This is a genomic window from Bradyrhizobium ferriligni, assembly GCF_056837965.1.
Genome location: NZ_JBXEJO010000041.1, coordinates 39,656 through 57,087, shown reverse-complemented (window position 1 = coordinate 57,087; position 17,432 = coordinate 39,656). Strand labels below are relative to the sequence as shown.

Below are 17,432 nucleotides of genomic sequence, written 5' to 3'. Positions count from 1 at the left end.
CGGCCACCGCTCGCGCGCCGACGACTGCCTTTTGCGCCGGGAAGCGCGCGGCTGCGCATTGCAGCATCACAGGCACGTGCCGCTCTGGCCGTTGCCGCACGGCACCCGCTTCGACAGCTGCTGAACCTTGCGCTTCGACTCGGCCTGCGCCAGCACGTCGAACACGCTTGACGGGGTGAGCTGCGTGGCCTTGCGGAAGTCCTCGGTCGCCTTGTCGACATGGTTGAGCGCCTCATGCGCCTTGGCGCGGGCGAACAGGCCCTCAACCGTCTCCTTCTGCGCAATCGCCCGGTCGAGATCCTCGACCGCCTTGTCGTAGTTGCGCAACGCCGACCAGGTGATGCCGCGCAATGTCAACGCCGGCTGATAATCGGGTCGCGCAGAGAGGATGAAGTTGAGATCCTTCATCGCGTTATCCGGCTTCTTCAGCCCGAGATAGGCCCGGGCGCGCAGCACATGCGGGAAAGCATCGTTGGGCGCCCGCGTGATGATCTGGTCGAAGGCGGCGATGGCGCGGTCGTACTGGGAGGAAGTCAGCATCGCGAGCCCGCGGCCGAGCTGTGCCGTCGGATTGTTCGGGCTTCGCTCCAGCACAGCGTCGATATCGACCAGTCCCTCATCTGCGCGGCCCTTGAGCATCGACGCGAGGCCGCGCCACGATTTGGCGATCAGATTGGTCGGCACCAGCGCCAGGGCCTGATCGAAATCCAGGAGCGCCTTGTCGAGCTGATTGAGGCCGATATGGGCGAGCCCACGCTCGGTGAAAGCGAGCGTCTCCTTAGGATTGAGCGAGATCGAATGATCGTAGTCGGCGAGCGCGTCCTGCACCTTGCCGGTGCCGGCCTTGACGAGGCCGCGCGCCAGATAGGCCAACGAATTGTTCTGATCGAGCGTGATGGCACGGCCGGCGTCGGCCATCGCTTGATCGAACTGCCGCGTGCCGGCGGCATTGAGCGCGCGGGCCGCCAGCAGCTGCGGATCGTCCGGCTTGACCTTGAGCAGGGCATTGAGATCGTTGCGCGCGTCCGCCGACCGGCCGAGCTTTGAATAGGCCAGTGCACGCAGGCGCAGCGCAGCCTCGTTGCGGGGATCGCCGCCCAGCACCTGGGTGAGATTGGCAACGGCGCCCGCGTAGTTGCCCTGTGCGACGAGCTGCTTGGCCTGCTCGACCTGCTGGTTACCCGCCGCCGGCCCGGCTGGCCGCGCCGGCGACGCGCCTGGAGCCGGTGCGGCCTGCTGCGGCGCGGCGCCGCCTGCTGCCTTGGCGAGTTCGGCCTGCATCGTGACCGCCTGCTGGCGCTGCTGCTGGATCTCCTTGTTGTCGGGAAGCACCGTCAACAACCGGTCGAAGTCGGCAATCGCGCGGGCATAGTCGCCCTTGGCGCTATAGACCTGGGCACGGGCGAAATAAGCGTTGCGCTCGGCCTGCGGCGCCTGCGCGATCGCGCGCGAGAAATCCTCGATCGCTTTATCCATGTCGCCCTTGCGGCGATAGGCCTGACCCCGCCAGTAGAATGCATTCGGCGTGCCGGCGTTGACGGCAATCGCGGTGTTGGCGTCGGCCAGCGCCGCATCGGGCTGTCCGGTTTCGACATAGGCCCGCGCACGCCCGACACGGGCAGCGGGAAGATCCTGCCGCAACGTGATCGCCTGGTCGTAATCCGAGATCGCATCGCTCCAGGCGTGCTGGTCGGCGCGCAGATTGCCGCGCGCCAGGAAGCCGAACGGGTTCTTCGGCTCGAGCTCGATCGCGCGATCGAAATCGGCGCGGGCCTGATCCGGGCTGCCCTTGCGTTGCTGGACATAGCCGCGCGCGATCAGCGCCGGCACGAATTGTCCATTCAGCTGCACCGCCGCCTCGGCATCGCTGAGGGCCTGATCGATCTTGCCGCGCGCGATGTCAAATCGCGAGCGACCGGTGAAGGCCTTGGTGCGGTCCTCCGTGGAGCGTGCGGTATCGTTGATGATGCCCGAGCACGCCGCCTCGGCCTTGTCCGTCGGCGGCCCGCTGCAATCCTCGACATCGCCCGCGCGGGCCGGACCGGCGAGCACGGGCCAAAGTAGCAGCGCAAGCGCCAGCAGCTGTGGGAAACGAACGCCGCGGGTGGCGGCATCAATGCAGATCGAACGTGAACGCATATGGTAGCCTCGGGTTGACCGAATGCTGCCGGTGTTAACGCGTCACTTGGTTCTTATGGTGATCGGCACTGAACGTATTTTTTGGAACCATATCGTGCGAAGCTATTGTTCGAATCCTGGCATTCGGTTCCCAGCGTCACGCGGAACGCTATCCCTGCGATCAATGAGGATGGAACTGCGCGGAACGCCCAGCTGCGACGCTCAGCCGTTCAATCTTCCGTCACCCATTTGGCGACGGTCATGACATCAGGCGGTTGCAGATAGCCGCGGGGCCAGAGATCGACCGCCCATTCCACCTTGGTCGCGCGCTCGACGAGAACGGCGGTGTTGTGCGGCGTTTGCGCCAACGAAAATCCGCGGTAGTGGGGATCCCCAACGTCATGAAACCTGAACAGGTTCCACGCCTGCATCACCAGCATCAGGCTGGTCGTGTTCCGCGTCGTGTCCCAGCAATCATAATTGTGTTTGTCGTCGTTGGCGCGGAAATCCGCTTTCGCCACGCGCTTGTCGGTGCCGAGGATCGGCCCCATGCGCCGGTCGAACCAGATCACGGCCTTTTGCACGGCCGCGCGTTCGGCGGCGGCATTGGCGCGGCCCGTGGCCATGATCTTGGCCAGGGCCGCCCGGTCGGCTGCGCTGAAGTCGAGCATCTCGCGACGCCGGCAGACGAAGCCGTAACAGACGGTCATCCCCGTCGCCGACGGCGGATAGATCGAGACCGAGGTGTAGAGCTGCAGGATGCCGGAGCTGAGCTCGGCCGCGCGGGCCGGCATGGCCGACGGCAACGACAGCATGAGCACAGCAAGCGCGCCGGCAAATCCGGCCCGCTTCATTCGTATCGGCTGATCAGCGTCTTTCATGAACCACCGCCCCAACTCGACCAAAGGATTATCGCGGTCGTGTCGCGATGCCAAGACATCCGGCGCATGGCTGTGGATCAGACCGGCAGCGGCGCGTCGCGCTTGACTTCCTCCATCACCGCGTAGGTTCGCGTTTCGCGCACGCCCGGCAGCGCCAGCAGGGTCTCGCCGAGAAACCTGCGATAGGCGGTCATGTTGGCGACCCGCGCCTTGACCAGATAGTCGAAGCCGCCGGCCACCATGTGACACTCGAGCACTTCCGGCGCGGTCTGGACCGCCCTGGCGAACTTCTCGAATACGTCGGGCGTGGTCTTGTCGAGCAACACCTCGACAAACACCAGCAGGCCAAGCCCGAGCCGGTGCGGATTGAGCCGCGCGCCATAGCCCTCGACGAAGCCGTCGCGCTGCAGCCGCTTCAGCCGTTCGCCGACCGAAGTCGGCGACAGGCCGATCCTCTCGGCCAGTTCCACATTGGCAATCCGGCCATCCCCTTGCAGGATCGAGAGGATTTTGCGGTCAGTCTTGTCGATATCTGTCATATCTACGGCAATTCTCTAATCGATCCTGATTTTCTAAGGCAAATCTGCTAATTTGTCTATCGAACTACGGTTCGCTAGCGCGTACGTGTTCCCACACAGTCTCAAGGAACCGCCATGCCAGACCCGTCGCCGCTCCCGCCCCCGTTCAGCGCGCCCTACGCGCCCGACGACGCCGCCATCGCCGCCCGCCTGCGTCAGGACGCGAGGCTCGGCGCGGAGGCGGAGGCACGGATCGACCGCACGGCAACGCGCCTGATCGAGGCGATCCGGGCCAACGACGATCCGCTCGGCGGGGTCGAGGACATGCTGCGGGAGTTCGCGCTGTCGACCAAGGAAGGGCTGGCGCTGATGGTGCTGGCGGAAGCGCTGCTGCGTGTCCCGGACGCGCGCACCGCCGACCAGTTCATCGAGGACAAGCTCGGCCAGGGTGACTTCGTCAACCACGAGACCAGATCGAGCGCGTTCCTGGTCAACGCCTCGGCCTGGGCGCTCGGCATGTCGGCCCGCGTGATCCAGCCCGGCGAGACGCCGCAGGGCACGATCGGGCGGCTGACGAAGCGACTCGGTGCGCCGGCGGTGCGCGCCGCGACGCGGCAGGCGATGCGGCTGATGGGCAGCCATTTCGTGCTCGGCGAGACCATCGAGGCGGCGCTGTCGCGCGCGCAATCGCACACGGCGCGCGGCTCGCGCTATTCGTTCGACATGCTCGGCGAGGGTGCGCGCACCGCCGACGATGCCCATCGCTATTTCGAATCCTACGCCCGCGCCATCGATGCGATCGGCAAGGCGGCCGGCGATCAGCCCCTGCCCGACCGGCCCGGCATCTCGGTGAAACTCTCCGCGTTGCACCCACGCTTCGAGGCGGTGAGCCACACGCGGGTGATGACCGAGCTGGTGCCGCAACTGATCGATCTCGCGCGCCGCGCCAAGGCGTTCGACCTCAACTTCACCGTCGATGCCGAGGAGGCCGACCGGCTGGAGCTGTCGCTCGACGTCATCGCCGCCGCATTCGCCGACCCTTCGCTCGCCGGCTGGAGCGGCTTTGGCCTCGCGATCCAGGCCTATCAGAAGCGCGCCGCCGACGTCATCGACTATGTTGATACGCTGACGCGTGCGCTGGATCGCAGGATGATGGTGCGCCTGGTCAAGGGCGCCTATTGGGACACCGAGATCAAGCGCGCGCAGGAGCGCGGGCTCGACGGCTATCCGGTGTTCACGCGCAAGGCGATGACCGACCTGAACTACGTCGCCTGCGCGCGCAAGCTGCTGGCGCTGCGGCCTCGGCTGTTTCCGCAATTCGCCACCCACAACGCGCTGACGGTCGCGACCATCCTCGAACTCGCCGACGATCCCTCAAGCTTCGAATTCCAGCGGCTGCACGGCATGGGCGAAGCGCTCTACGCCCAGCTCGGCGAGGACAGGCCCGAGATCGCCCATCGGACCTATGCGCCGGTCGGCAGCCACCGCGATTTGCTCGCCTATCTGGTGCGGCGGCTGCTCGAGAACGGCGCCAACTCGTCTTTCGTGGCGCTGGCCGCCGACAATCGCGTGTCCATTGTGGACCTGCTGCGCCGCCCGGCCGAGATCGTAGGTCGCGACGACAAGGCGTCTCACTCCGCGATTCCGTTGCCGGCCGAGCTTTATCGGCCGCAGCGCCAGAACTCGCACGGCATCGAATTCGGCGAGCGCAAGGCGCTCGACACGATGACGTCGGCGATCGCGGCCGAGCGGAAGGCTTCGCCTTCCATCACCCCATCGACCACCGAGCAGGTGAACGCCGTCGTTGTCGCCGCGCGCCGGGGCTTCAAGGCCTGGAACACCACGCCGGCCACAAAACGTGCGGCGATCCTGGACAAGGCCGCGGACCTGCTCGAGCAGCGTCGCGCCCACTTCCTCGCTCTGCTGCAAAGCGAGGGCGGCAAGACGCTCGACGATGCGCTCTCCGAGGTGCGCGAGGCGATCGACTTCTGCCGCTACTATGCCGCGCTGGGGCAAAAGCTGTTCGGCGAAGGCGAGACGATGCCGGGCCCGACCGGCGAAAGCAACGTGCTGGAGCTGCACGGCCGCGGTGCGTTCATTGCGATCTCGCCGTGGAATTTCCCGCTCGCGATTTTCCTCGGCCAGGTGACGGCGGCATTGATGGCCGGCAATGCGGTGATCGCAAAGCCGGCCGAGCAGACGCCGCGCATCGCAGCCGAAGCCGTCGCGCTGCTGCATCAGGCCGGGGTGCCGCCATCGGCGCTGCACCTGGTCCAGGGTGACGGCACGGTCGGCGCCGCGCTGGTGGCGCATCCTACCATCGCCGGGGTCGTCTTCACCGGCTCGACGGAGGTCGCGCGGTCGATCAACCGCACGCTCGCCGCCAAGGACGGCCCGATCGTGCCGCTGATCGCGGAAACCGGCGGCATCAATGCCATGATCGTCGACGCCACCGCGCTGCCCGAGCAGGTCGCCGACGACGTCGTGACCTCGGCGTTCCGCTCCGCCGGTCAGCGCTGCTCGGCGCTGCGGCTGTTGTTCGTGCAGGACGACGTCGCCGACCGCATGATCGAGATGATCGCGGGCGCCGCGCGCGAATTAAAGATCGGCGATCCCTCGGAACCGTCGACGCATATCGGACCGGTGATCGATGCCGAGGCCAAGCAGCGGCTCGATGCGCATATCGCGCGGATGAAGCAGGAGGCGCGGGTCCATCTCGCCGGCGAGGCGCCGTCAGGCAATTTCGTCGCGCCGCACATCTTCGAGCTGTCGGCGGCCGGGCAACTGAAGGAAGAGGTGTTCGGCCCGATCCTGCACGTGGTGCGCTACCGCGCCGACAAGCTCGGCGAGGTGCTGAGCGCGATCGAGGCGACGGGGTTCGGGCTGACGCTCGGCGTTCATTCCCGCATCGACGACACGATCGAGCACGTGATCGACCGCCTCCAGGTCGGCAACATCTATGTCAATCGCAACATGATCGGCGCGGTGGTCGGCGTGCAGCCGTTCGGCGGCAGCGGCCTTTCCGGCACCGGCCCCAAGGCCGGCGGCCCGCATTACCTCGCGCGCTTCGCCACCGAGCAGACGATCACGATCAACACCGCCGCCGCAGGCGGCAATGCGGCGCTGATGGCGGGGGTGGAGTAACACTCATCACCGACATGTCATTCCGGCATGGTGCATGGGCGCCAGGTCCGGAATGACTTGGTTGCATCGTGCCCCCCAGATGGGTCAAATGGCGGTCCGATCGGGATCATTGCTTGCGATAATTCCAGCTACCGGAAAAACACCAACAAGCGCCACGGGAGCGACGGCACGATGGAAAAAGGCATTTTTGACGGGCTCAAGGTCCTGGACTGCGCGAGCTTCATCGCGGCGCCCGCGGCCGCCACCGTGCTGTCCGACTTCGGCGCCGACGTCATCAAGATCGAGCCGCCCGGCGCCGGCGACCCCTATCGCAATCTGCCCAATCTGCCCGGCTATCCATCGAGCGAGCACAATTTCGCGTGGATGCTGGAGGCCCGCAACAAGAAGAGCCTCGCTCTCGACCTCACCAAGCCCGACGCGCAGCAGGTGCTGTACAAGCTCGTCGCCGAGGCCGACGTCTTCATCACCAACATGCCGCCGCAGGTGCGCCAGAAGCTCGGCATCACCTACGACCATCTCGCCCATCTCAACGACCGGCTGATCTATGCCTCCTTCACCGGCTATGGCGAGAAGGGCGAAGAGGCCAACAAGCCCGGCTTCGACTCCAACGCCTATTGGGCCCGCTCCGGCCTGATGGATCTGGTGCGCGCCGACGAGGACACCACGCCGGCCCGTTCCGTCGCCGGCATGGGCGATCATCCCTGCGCGATGGCGTTCTACGGCGCGATCGTCACCGCGTTGTTCCAGCGCGAGAAGACCGGCAAGGGCTCGCATGTCTCGACCAATCTGATGGCCAACGGCGTCTGGGCCAACGGCGTGCTGGCGCAGGCCAAGCTCGCCGGCGCCAAGTTCAAGAAGCGCAAGCCGCGCGAAGAGGCGCTGAACGCCGTCACCAACCACTACAAGTGCAAGGACGGCCGCTGGCTGATCCTGTCGCTGCTCAACGAAGACCGGCAATGGCCGACGCTGGCGCGCTGCATGGGCCGCGAGGACCTCATCGCCGATCCGCGCTTCGCTACCAAGGCGGACCGCCATGCGCGCTCGGTCGAGCTGATCAAGATCTTCGACGAGGTGTTCGCCGGCAAGGACCTCGCCGAATGGCGCAAGATCCTCGACGGCAATGGTCTCGTGTTCGGCGTCGTCGGCATCCTCGACGACATCCCGAACGACAAGCAGATGATCGAGAACGAGGTGCTGGTGCGCTTCGAGAACGACACCATGCTGACCGTCAACAGCCCGATCTTCATCGACGGCGCGAGGAAGGTGCAGCCGCGCAAGCCGCCCGAGGTCGGCGAGCATTCCGACGAGATCCTGCGCCAGGCCGGTTACGACGAAGCCACGATCCAGAAGCTGCGTGCATCCGGCGCAGTGGCGTAGCGGATCGATCTCCGTCGAGCGTCGCTTCAGCGCTTCATCCAGGCCCAGACGATGGCCACAACGATGATGCCGATGATGACCGCGAGCCCGATCGCCCAGCTGCTGACGCGGACGGCGCTGACCGCCTGACGTTCGGCCTCGTTGGCCGCGATCTCGCGGTCGCGCTGCTTGTCCTGCTCGGGAGCACTCATCGGCCGGTCTCCGCTCAAGGCTGGGCTGTTCGGGGCGTGGTCGCGACGCGGAATGTAGCATCGAATAATGACGCGCAGCCGCTTCGGTTCCGACCGAAATCACCGGCCCTTCACGAAGCACATCCCGATGCGCGAGGCCTTCCCGGCCACCTGGCAGGCAAGGCCCTCGGCGCAGGTCCAGCCGCGGAAGCTGCGATCGGTCTCGGCGGGCCTCGCGCCCGGCAGATAGCAATGCGCGCCCCAGCCGTCGCTGTATTCGGTGCCGGCAAGCTCGGTGCTGCCGCGCAGTTGCGGCCGGTTGGAGAAGCCGCGCGAAAAGTCCGGCGCCTTGCCGTCGCGGAAGCTTGCAAGGATATCGCGGCGGCGAGGCTGGTCGCCGAAGAAATGCGGCGAAGCCGGCACCACGGTGGAGTTCGACGGCTTTGCCGCCATCCAGTCGACGCCGGGGAAATGGAAGCCGCCGATGCCGCGGGTCTGGTGGCAGCCGGCACAGGTGACATCGTTGAGGCGCCGCTCGAAGCCGGCCAGCGACTGGATGTTCTGCAGCTTCGTTCCGTCGGCCGCAGCCTTCTGCAGGGCGCCGACGACGTCACCATCCGTGAACACCGCATTGCCGGCTGTGCCCTCGCCCTGCACCATGCCGAACTCGGGCTCCAGCTCGCTGACATCGAAGCCGGTCGGCGTCGGCGCGACCGCTGAGGTCGCGAGGAAGCGGTCGGGGATCAGCACGGTGCCGCGATCGAGCTCGGCGAAATGCTTGGGATCGAGCAGCCACGCCTTGAAGTCGCGCCTCAGTGCCTCGTCCGCCAGAATGCGGTCGCGATCGATCTGGTTCTCCAGCGGCGCTTCGGCAAAGCGCTTTGCCGCGCCGTCATAATCGAACACTTTGAGCAGATAGTCGGTGCGGAAATCGCGCACCGCGGATTTCGGCGCGTGCGCGATCTGCAGATTGGTCTCGATGCGATCGATATTGCGCGCATCGATCAGGTCGAGCGGACCATCCTTGCCGAACAGTTTCTCCATCGCCGGCGGCGCGCTGCCGATCGCGAGCCAGCGCCGCGCGATTTCGCGGCAGCCGAGCGATGCGTCGTTGCCGTCACCCTTCGCCTTCAGCACGAGGTTCAGCGTCATCGGTAGCCGTTGCGAGACTGCGTTCTCGCCGATCGGCGGCACATCGGTGCGGGTCAGCCGGTAGATCAATCGGATTTCACCGCAGTCTTTCGGCGCCACATAGGCGCGGTCCATGCGGTTGACGATGCCTGACAGCACGAAGCGGACGTCGGGAGAGTCAAACAGCGCGCGATCGAACAGCTGAAACGCGAAGCTGTCACCGACGCCGATGCTCTCATTCGGCAGGCTTGCTTTATGCTTTGCGACATAGCGATCGAACTCGCGATCCAGCGCCTCGCGCACCGGAATCATCGCGGCGAGCCCGAACAGATCGCGGTTGGACAGCAGTGTGTCGGCGGAACGCTCCGGCGCGAGCATCCGGCCGAGGTTGAAGCGGCCATGATCGAGCTCGCGCAGGATGGCAGGATCGATGACAGCCGCGCCGCGCTCGAGCATGCGATCCTCGGCGGCCTGGACCGGCGCAACGCCGCAGAGCAGAACGGAAATCAACGGGAGGCATTTCAGCGCACGGCTCATGCCTCCACTAACACCGCGCGGCAAACCCTATTCAAGAAAAAAGGCGCTTCACATCGTGGTGAAGCGCCTTGGTGTTGTCGCGTTTCGGCGATCAGCGAGAGACGATCAGGCCCTTGCTGGTGACCACCACCCAACGGCCATCCTGCTTGCGGATGGCATCGACCCGGCCGAGGCCCGGGACGGGGTCGCCGGCGTAAACCTCGTAGATGCCGCCGCGGCCCTCGATCAACGCGCCACCATTGCCGACGTCGCGCAGCGACCAGCCGTCGACCACCGGCAGGCGGCCGACCTCGGGCCTGGGCGCGGCCGGCGCCGCCGCGGCAGTCGCCGGGGTGATCGAGCCCGTGACCTCGCGGGCGGGCGTCGCCGCGGCGACGGTCGTTTGCGGCGCGGCGCGGAGCTTGTCGACCGCCTCGCTGAGCTTGTTAAGCTTGGCCATCGGCTCGGCCTGGGCCTTCTCGACCTTCTCGATCCGGTCGCTGGCCTTGCTGAACTGGGCCTGGCCGGCCTTGGCGGTCTGCTCGACGCTGGCCTTCAGCGCGGCGATTTCGGATTCGATCCGGGCGAGCGCGGCATCGGCCGCTTCCTTCGCCGCCGCGTCCTTGGCAGCCGTATCCGTCGCGGAGGCGACGGCGGGGGTGGCAAGATGGCCGAGCCCCGCGGTCGCGAGCGCACCGCCGATGGCGCCGGCCACGGTCGCCAGCGCGATCACCGCGGCCATCGCCCCGATCCGGCGCGTGCCGGCCGGCTTGCCTGCCGCCTTGGCCGCCTGTTCGGCGCCCGGCCTGGATGCGGTCGCCTCATGGTCCCAGGTGCGGTCTCCGGGCGCCATGATCATCAGCTTGCCTGGAAAATGCGGCTCTTCCCGCTTGCCGGTCTCGACCTTGGGCACGTCCATATTGGTCGGCTCGACCTTGGCCTCGACCTTCGGCTCGATCATGGACTCGATCTTGGGCGGTTCAAGCTTCGAGGGTTCAATCTTGGGCGCATCCATCCGGGGCGCGTCCGCCTTCGGCGACGTCTCTTCCTGCTCGGGCGCAAGCCGGGGAGCTTCGACACCGGTCGCGGCCATCACGGGCTCGCTTTTCGCCGCCGTTTCGGCGCCGGTTTGACCGCTGACCGGCTCGCTCTGCTGCTCACTCACGTTCAAAGTCTCCAGACTAGGTTGACAATTCGGTAACTTTTATTGCTTGCGAAATGGTTACCCCGCTCCGCCATTACCTAAATTTTAGGGAGTTTTCCGGGCCGGATTTGGGCGATGCTGCCCTGCGGCAATCTGCGCCGCTTCCGTTTGCGCGCGGCGCTTTCCCGATTAACATACCGCCATCTTCCAGCCAGAAGGCAGGAGAGCACCATGACGATCGAGAAATGCATCAAGGAATTTGGTGTCGATGACGTCATCTTTGAGGAAGGCTCGACCGGCCGCGAGCTGTTTGTCGTGCTCGACGGCAAGGTCGACATCGCCAAGATCGATCGCGGAAACAAGACGGTTATCGTCAGCCTCGGCAAGGGCGAGTTCTTCGGCGAGATGGCCGTGATCGACGGCTCGGCGCGCTCGGCGACCGCGATCGCCTCCGCGCCCGCAACGCGGGTGATGCGGATCAACCACGCCCGCTTCGTCTATCTGGTCAGCCAGCAACCGGCGTTTGCGCTGATGGTGATGGATGCGCTCTCGAAGCGCCTGCGCGCATCCAACGCGGTCACTTACCGGACGGCGGCAACACCATGAGCGACCGCAAGCCAAGCCCGTTCAAGACGCTGTTCGACGCCGAGGTCGCAACGCTGATCCAGGCCACCGACGACGTCTATCAGATCCGCTTCAAGAACCGTGCGGCGAACGCCTATCTGGTGCGCGGCAGCAAGCGGACGATCATGATCGACGTCGGACTGTCGAGCAACTATCCGTCGCTCATTGCCTGCCTCAACCATCTCGGGGTGACGCCCGAGATGATCGACATGGTGGTGCTGAGCCATGAGCATCTCGACCACATCGGCGCGGCCTATCATTTCCACGGCAGCGCCTATATCGCCGCGCACCGGCTCGCCGCCAACAAGATCATGCTGCGCGACGATTTCTCGATGCTGCGCAAGATGTTCAACGAGCCGAACGTGCCGATCGATATCGACATCTGGCTCGAGGAAGGCAACCTGATCGACCTCGGCAATTTCCGCCTCAACGTGATGTACACGCCCGGTCACACCTCGGCCTGCATCACGCTGTTCGACCAGGACAAGGGCCTGCTGTTCGCCGCCGACACGCTGATGCCCGGCGGCGTGATGGGCGGCGTGTTCGGCTCCGGCTCGATCGCCGACTACATCCAGTCGCTGGAGCGGCTGAAGGGCCTCAACTCGAAGATCCTGCTGTCGGGTCATGGCCGGCTGTCCGATACGCCTCAGGACGATGTCCGGATCGCGCTGCAGCGCTCGCACGGCCTGCTCGAGGACACCGCGCAACTGTTCGACGCGCTCGACGCGCGCTCGAATTTCGAGCCGATCATGCAGTCAGTGCGCGACCTCAACAAGCTCGACGATTGAGCTCAGTTCTTCCCCGTCGTTGCGAGCCAACGGGTCGCAATGACGTTCGGGCGGCCGAGCACCTTCACATTTGACAAATCCGCGCGCGGCCTGTTCAACAGCGGCAACAACAACGCTGAAGAAAACAGGGAGCGAGGACCATGAAGCTTTACGACTCGATCGGACCCAATCCGCGCATCGTGCGCATGTTCATGGCGGAGAAGGGCATCGAGATACCCAAGCAGACCGTCGACCTGCGCAAGGGCGAGAACCGCGAGACGGAACACCTGAAGCGCAATCCGCACGGCCAGATGCCGGCGCTCGAGCTGGACTGCGGCAACTACCTCTCCGAGATCACGGCGATCTGCGAATATCTCGAGGAGAAGCACCCCTCGCCCGCGATGATCGGCACGACGGCGGAAGAGCGCGCGGAATGCCGGATGTGGACGCGCCGCGTCGATCTCAACATCGCCGAGCCGCTCGCCAACGGCTACCGCTTCGGCGAAGCGCTGAAATTCTTCGAGAAGCGCATTCCCGTTGCGCCCGACGCCTCGCCCGGCCTGAAGATGATCGCCGCCAACCGTATCAAATGGCTCGATGACCAGATGGCCGACGGCCGCGACTATATCTGCGGCAAGCGCTTCACGCTCGCCGACATGCTGCTCTATTGCTGGCTGGATTTCGGCAACCAGGTCGGCCAGCCGCTGGACCAGTCGAACGCCAACGTCGTCGCCTGGTTCAACCGCGTCGCCGCGCGGCCATCGGTGAAGGCGTAAAAGGCGGTCTTCTCATCCTCCCCCTCCAGGGGAGGATGAAGAGCACCCGACCACTCAGTCCCTAAATGACCACCGGCTTGTCCGGCAGCTCATTCGGGCCGGCCGGCGGCGGGAAATACTTCGCCAGTTCGCGCGACACCGCCTCAATCCCCTTGATCACGCCCTGCTCGAAGCGGCCGGCCCGAAAATCCGTTTCCATCGTGCGGCAGATCGCCTCCCAGCCGGCATGACCGACCTTCGCGTCGATGCCGCGGTCGGCGACGATCTCGACGTCGCGGTCGGCGAGCAACAGATAGATCAGGACGCCATTGTTGTGATCGGTGTCCCAGATCCGCAAATGCGAGAACACGTCGAGCGCGCGCTCCCGCGCAGGCTGATTGCGGAACAGCGGCACGCCGTCGAGCGCGCCCTCGACGACGAAACGGATCTGGCCGGAATGAGTGGCCTCGCCGGCCTTGATCGCCCGCTCGATGGCGTCGAGCACGCGCGGCGGAAAATCACGCCGCACCCGCCAGCGGTGCTCGAGCAGATGCTTGCCGATGCGCTTGATGCCCATGCCTACCAGCTCCCCGAGGCGCCGCCGCCGCCGAAGCTGCCGCCTCCGCCGCTGAAGCCGCCGCTATCGCTCGAGCTCGAGCCGCTGCTCCAGCCCCCGCCGCCGGACCAGCCGCCGGAATAACCGCCGCCGCGCCGGTACGGTCCCGAGCCTGCCGCCGGACCGCCAAAGTTCAATCCGCCGAAGATCAGCGCCGCCACGGCGGCGAACAGGCCGACCACGAATGCCGTGGCAAGCGAGCCGGCCACCATCCAGGTGAAGAAGCCGACGACACCGCCGGTCGCAACCGAGCCCAACAACCGTCCCAGTATCCCACGCAACACGCCGGCCACGATGATGACGATAAAGATTGTCACCGGATTGGCGAAGTCGACCAGGTTCGGCCCTTGCCAATGCTCGGGCTCCGGCGCCGGCAATTGCTCGCCATTGATCAGGCGGATCATCCGGTCGACGCCGGCCGAGATGCCGCCGGCGAAATCGCCGGCCTTGAATTTCGGCGTGATGTCTTCGTCGATGATGCGGTGGGTGACGGCATCGCTCAGCAGGCCTTCGAGGCCGTAGCCGACCTCGATGCGCAAATGCCGGTCGTTCTTGGCGACGACAAGGAGCGCACCATCGTCGATCTTCTTGCGCCCGATCTTCCAGGCCTCGGCCACGCGGATCGAGAACTGCTCGATGGCTTCTTCGCCGGTGGTCGGCACGATCAGGACCGCGATCTGGCTGCCCTTGCGGGTCTCCAGATCCTTCAGCCGGTCGGTCAGCGATGCGATATCGCCGGCGGACAGCGTCCCGGTCTGGTCGACGACGCGGCCGGTGAGCGGAGGCACCGCGACCTCCGCCCATGCCGGGCACACGAAGCCCAGCAGGAAGGCGAGCAGGATAACGCGTGCGGCGGTCATCGCGATGCGCGCACGCCGGCGTTATTTCGACGGCGCCGGGGCCGGCGACGGATTATTGAAATCGACCTTCGGCGCGGTCGATATTTCCTTTTCATTGTCGACCGTGAAGTTGGGCTTCTCCTTGTAGCCGAACGCCATCGCGGTCAGGTTGTTCGGGAAGGTGCGGATGCCGACATTGTAGTCCTGCACCGCCTTGATGTAGCGATTGCGCGCCACCGTGATGCGGTTCTCGGTGCCCTCGAGCTGCGCCATCAGGTCGCGGAACAGCGCATCCGATTTCAGCTGCGGATAGTTTTCGGTGACGACCAGCAGCCGCGACAGCGCGCTGGTCAGTTCACCCTGCGCCTGCGTGAACTTCTGGAACGCCGCCGGATCGTTGAGCACCTCGGGCGTCGCCTGGATGCTGCCGACCTTGGCGCGCGCGTTGGTGACGCCGAGCAGCACGTCCTTCTCCTGCTGCGCAAAGCCCTTCACCGAGTTGACCAGGTTGGGCACGAGATCGGCGCGCCGCTGGTACTGGTTCACCACCTCCGACCAGCTCGACTTGACCTGCTCGTCATTGGTCTGGATCGCGTTGTAGCCGCAGTTGGTCAGGCTCAATGTCGCCAGCGCTGCGAGCACGGTCCAAAGCTTGCGCATGAAGATGGTCCTCCCCGGTGGATTCCGCGTCAGCTTAACAGATTTTCGCCGGATAATCCCGTGCGGCGGATTTCGCGGCTTCTTTTGCGTATGATGACGCTTGCCTATCCCTGCCCGCGCCGTTCATCATGGCAAAAAAATCGATCGCGGGAGGATCCATTGGCGTCTGAACAATTCGAGACGATTGTTGTCGAACGGCCCGAGCCCGCGATTGCGCGGATCGTGATGAACCGCCCCGAGGCCCGCAACGCCCAGAACCTGCAAATGACCTACGACCTCAACGCCGCCTTCGACCGGGCGGTGCAGGACGACGCGGTCAAGGTCATCATCCTCGCCGGCAACGGCCCGCATTTCTCGGCCGGTCACGATCTCAGGCCAGGGGCCAAGAACCAGGCGGGTGTCGATTTCCCGCCAGTCGGAAATTGGGGCGGCTTCGCCGAGCCGAACGCCCATGGCCGCTTCGCGCGCGAGCAGGAGATCTACCTGCAGATCACAAGGCGCTGGCGCAATCTGGCGAAACCGACGATCGCCGAAGTGCACGGCAAGTGCATTGCCGGCGGACTGATGCTGGCTTGGGCCTGCGACCTGATCGTTGCCAGCAACGATGCCGAGTTCTGCGACCCCGTGGTGACGATGGGCGTCTGCGGCGTCGAATGGTTCGTGCATCCCTGGGAGCTCGGCGCGCGCAAGGCCAAGGAGATGCTGTTCACCGCCGATGTCTGGAGCGCCGACGAGGCGCATCGCCTCGGCATGGTCAATCACGTGGTGCCGCGCGGCGATCTCTCGTCGTTCACGCTGGCGCTGGCGCGGCGGATCGCCGCAAAGCCCGCCTTTGCGCTGAAGCTTTCCAAGGAGGCGGTGAACCGCTCGATCGACATCATGGGGCAGCCTGCCGCGATCGATCAGGCCTTCGCGCTGCATCAGCTCTGCCACGCCCACAACCTTCAGGAATTCGGCATGGTGGTGGATCCCGCAGGCCTGCATCCCTCCGTCAAGAAAACCGCCAACGTGTAGCAAGCCAGATGGACCTCACCCTCAGTGACGAGCAGCGCCTGCTGCGCGAAAGTGCCGACCGCTTCGTGGCGGAAACCTTTAGCCCCGAGCATCGCAAGAAAGCGGCGAACGATCCGCTGGGTTATTCGCCCGCGATCTGGAAACAGTTCGCCGAGCTCGGCTGGCTGGCGCTGCCGATCAGCGAAGCCCATGGCGGGCTCGGCGGCGGCGCGATCGAGATCGGACTGTTGATGGAAGCGTTCGGCCGCGGGCTGGTGTCCGAGCCGTTCCTCTCCACGGTCGTGATCGGCGCCGCGCTGGTCGCCGAATGCGGCACCGAGGCGCAAAGGCAGGCGATCCTGCCTGCTGTTGCCGAGGGCAAACTTACGCTCGCCTTCGCGCCTTCCGAGCGCGCCGCGCGCTTCGACCTCGCTTATGTCGACACCACGGCCGGCAAGACCGCCGATGGCTGGAGGTTGAACGGCAGCAAGATCGCCGTGCTCGACGGCGCGGCCGCCGACCAGATCATCGTCTCGGCCCGTGTCGCCAACGCCAATGGTGCATCCAGCAAGCTGGGCCTGTTCCTGGTGCCGGCGGGAACGCCCGGCCTCACTCTGCGCGACTACGCGCGGCTCGGCGGCGGGCGCGGCTGCAATCTCGATCTGAAGGACGTGCTGTTGCCCGCCGATGCGCTGCTCGGCGACGGCAGCGATGCGCTGCCCGCGATCGAAACCGTGGTCGACCGCGCGATGGCCGCGCTCGGCGCGGAGGCGGTCGGCATCATGCAGACGCTGCTCGACACCACACTCGAATATACCAAGATCCGCAAGCAGTTCGGACGGCCGCTATCGGCCAACCAGGTGATCCGCCACCGCCTCGCGGACGTGGCGATGCAGGTCGACGAGGCGCGCTCGATGGCGCTGCGCGCCGCGCTGATGGCCAACGCCGAGCCTGTGGCCCGCAGCCGTGCGGCGTCCGGCGCCAAGGCGAAGATCGGCAAATGCGCGCGCTTCGTCGCCGAGCAGGCGGTGCAGCTGCACGGCGCGATGGGCGTCACCGAGGAGCTCGACATCGGCGCCTATTTCAAGCGGCTGCTCGCCTTCGATACGCTGTTCGGCAACAGCGCCCATCATTACCGCCGCCACGCCGCGCTCAGCGGCCGCGCCCACGCCTAACGGA

Annotated in this window: 16 protein-coding genes; 7 read left to right on the top strand and 9 right to left on the bottom strand. The window is 65.8% G+C overall.

Going from position 1 to position 17,432, the window contains the following annotated elements:
- Positions 1-66: 66 nt before the first annotated feature.
- The 3 genes from AC1VNY_RS24100 to AC1VNY_RS24090 all read right to left on the bottom strand — a co-directional run bounded on the left by AC1VNY_RS24100 (position 67) and on the right by AC1VNY_RS24090 (position 3,538).
- Positions 67-2,139 (bottom strand): tetratricopeptide repeat protein, encoded by a 2,073-nt coding sequence (locus tag AC1VNY_RS24100; RefSeq protein WP_482407044.1) that lies wholly within the window; start codon positions 2,137-2,139, stop codon positions 67-69.
- A 209-nt stretch (positions 2,140-2,348) separates the two neighbouring features.
- On the bottom strand, positions 2,349-2,972 hold the full coding sequence (locus AC1VNY_RS24095) for a hypothetical protein (protein WP_375166689.1): 624 nt from the start codon (positions 2,970-2,972) through the stop codon (positions 2,349-2,351).
- Positions 2,973-3,076: 104 nt separating this feature from the next.
- Positions 3,077-3,538 carry an Lrp/AsnC ligand binding domain-containing protein gene (locus AC1VNY_RS24090; RefSeq protein WP_482407043.1) on the bottom strand — a complete coding sequence of 154 codons (462 nt, stop codon included), beginning with the start codon at positions 3,536-3,538 and terminating at the stop codon, positions 3,077-3,079.
- Between the two features lie 114 nt (positions 3,539-3,652).
- On the opposite strand from AC1VNY_RS24090, the gene putA reads away from it, so the two are divergent.
- Both putA and AC1VNY_RS24080 read left to right on the top strand, forming a co-directional pair.
- Positions 3,653-6,661, top strand: a complete 3,009-nt coding sequence (gene putA / locus AC1VNY_RS24085) for a bifunctional proline dehydrogenase/L-glutamate gamma-semialdehyde dehydrogenase PutA (protein WP_482407042.1) — start codon at positions 3,653-3,655, stop codon at positions 6,659-6,661.
- A gap of 171 nt (positions 6,662-6,832) precedes the next feature.
- Positions 6,833-8,038, top strand: coding sequence for a CaiB/BaiF CoA transferase family protein (locus AC1VNY_RS24080; protein ID WP_411781796.1), 1,206 nt, complete (start codon positions 6,833-6,835; stop codon positions 8,036-8,038).
- Positions 8,039-8,064: 26 nt separating this feature from the next.
- Here the strand turns inward: AC1VNY_RS24080 and AC1VNY_RS24075 are convergent, their stop codons facing one another.
- The 3 genes from AC1VNY_RS24075 to AC1VNY_RS24065 all read right to left on the bottom strand — a co-directional run bounded on the left by AC1VNY_RS24075 (position 8,065) and on the right by AC1VNY_RS24065 (position 11,026).
- Complete coding sequence (locus tag AC1VNY_RS24075; protein ID WP_196238199.1) at positions 8,065-8,229, bottom strand: hypothetical protein; 165 nt, start codon at positions 8,227-8,229, stop codon at positions 8,065-8,067.
- A gap of 99 nt (positions 8,230-8,328) precedes the next feature.
- Positions 8,329-9,876 carry a hypothetical protein gene (locus tag AC1VNY_RS24070; RefSeq protein WP_482407041.1) on the bottom strand — a complete coding sequence of 516 codons (1,548 nt, stop codon included), beginning with the start codon at positions 9,874-9,876 and terminating at the stop codon, positions 8,329-8,331.
- Between the two features lie 91 nt (positions 9,877-9,967).
- Positions 9,968-11,026 carry a hypothetical protein gene (locus AC1VNY_RS24065; protein ID WP_482407040.1) on the bottom strand — a complete coding sequence of 353 codons (1,059 nt, stop codon included), beginning with the start codon at positions 11,024-11,026 and terminating at the stop codon, positions 9,968-9,970.
- 204 nt (positions 11,027-11,230) lie between these two features.
- Between AC1VNY_RS24065 and AC1VNY_RS24060 the strand changes: the two genes are divergently transcribed.
- The 3 genes from AC1VNY_RS24060 to AC1VNY_RS24050 all read left to right on the top strand — a co-directional run bounded on the left by AC1VNY_RS24060 (position 11,231) and on the right by AC1VNY_RS24050 (position 13,166).
- The gene (locus AC1VNY_RS24060) at positions 11,231-11,605 is read left to right on the top strand and encodes a Crp/Fnr family transcriptional regulator (protein WP_018273297.1); all 375 of its coding nucleotides are present in this window, start codon (positions 11,231-11,233) and stop codon (positions 11,603-11,605) included.
- A complete protein-coding gene (locus tag AC1VNY_RS24055; RefSeq protein WP_482407039.1) occupies positions 11,602-12,411 on the top strand; it encodes an MBL fold metallo-hydrolase in 810 nt (269 codons plus the stop codon). Before AC1VNY_RS24060 ends, AC1VNY_RS24055 begins: the two co-directional genes overlap by 4 nt.
- 140 nt (positions 12,412-12,551) lie before the next feature.
- Positions 12,552-13,166: a glutathione S-transferase family protein gene (locus AC1VNY_RS24050; RefSeq protein WP_482407038.1), complete on the top strand. Its 615-nt coding sequence runs from the start codon at positions 12,552-12,554 to the stop codon at positions 13,164-13,166.
- Between the two features lie 61 nt (positions 13,167-13,227).
- On the opposite strand, the gene AC1VNY_RS24045 is transcribed toward AC1VNY_RS24050, so the two are convergent.
- The 3 genes from AC1VNY_RS24045 to AC1VNY_RS24035 are packed head-to-tail and all read right to left on the bottom strand — an operon-like array spanning position 13,228 to position 15,260.
- Positions 13,228-13,722, bottom strand: a complete 495-nt coding sequence (locus AC1VNY_RS24045) for a TPM domain-containing protein (protein WP_482407037.1) — start codon at positions 13,720-13,722, stop codon at positions 13,228-13,230.
- A gap of 2 nt (positions 13,723-13,724) precedes the next feature.
- Complete coding sequence (locus AC1VNY_RS24040) at positions 13,725-14,621, bottom strand: TPM domain-containing protein (protein ID WP_482407036.1); 897 nt, start codon at positions 14,619-14,621, stop codon at positions 13,725-13,727.
- Positions 14,622-14,642: 21 nt separating this feature from the next.
- Positions 14,643-15,260 carry a LemA family protein gene (locus tag AC1VNY_RS24035; RefSeq protein WP_038386227.1) on the bottom strand — a complete coding sequence of 206 codons (618 nt, stop codon included), beginning with the start codon at positions 15,258-15,260 and terminating at the stop codon, positions 14,643-14,645.
- 159 nt (positions 15,261-15,419) lie between these two features.
- Here AC1VNY_RS24035 and AC1VNY_RS24030 point away from each other — a divergent pair, with 159 nt between their 5' ends.
- The gene (locus AC1VNY_RS24030; protein WP_038386235.1) at positions 15,420-16,274 is read left to right on the top strand and encodes an enoyl-CoA hydratase; all 855 of its coding nucleotides are present in this window, start codon (positions 15,420-15,422) and stop codon (positions 16,272-16,274) included.
- Between the two features lie 8 nt (positions 16,275-16,282).
- Positions 16,283-17,428, top strand: coding sequence for an acyl-CoA dehydrogenase family protein (locus tag AC1VNY_RS24025; protein WP_482407035.1), 1,146 nt, complete (start codon positions 16,283-16,285; stop codon positions 17,426-17,428).
- Positions 17,429-17,432 lie beyond the last annotated feature (4 nt).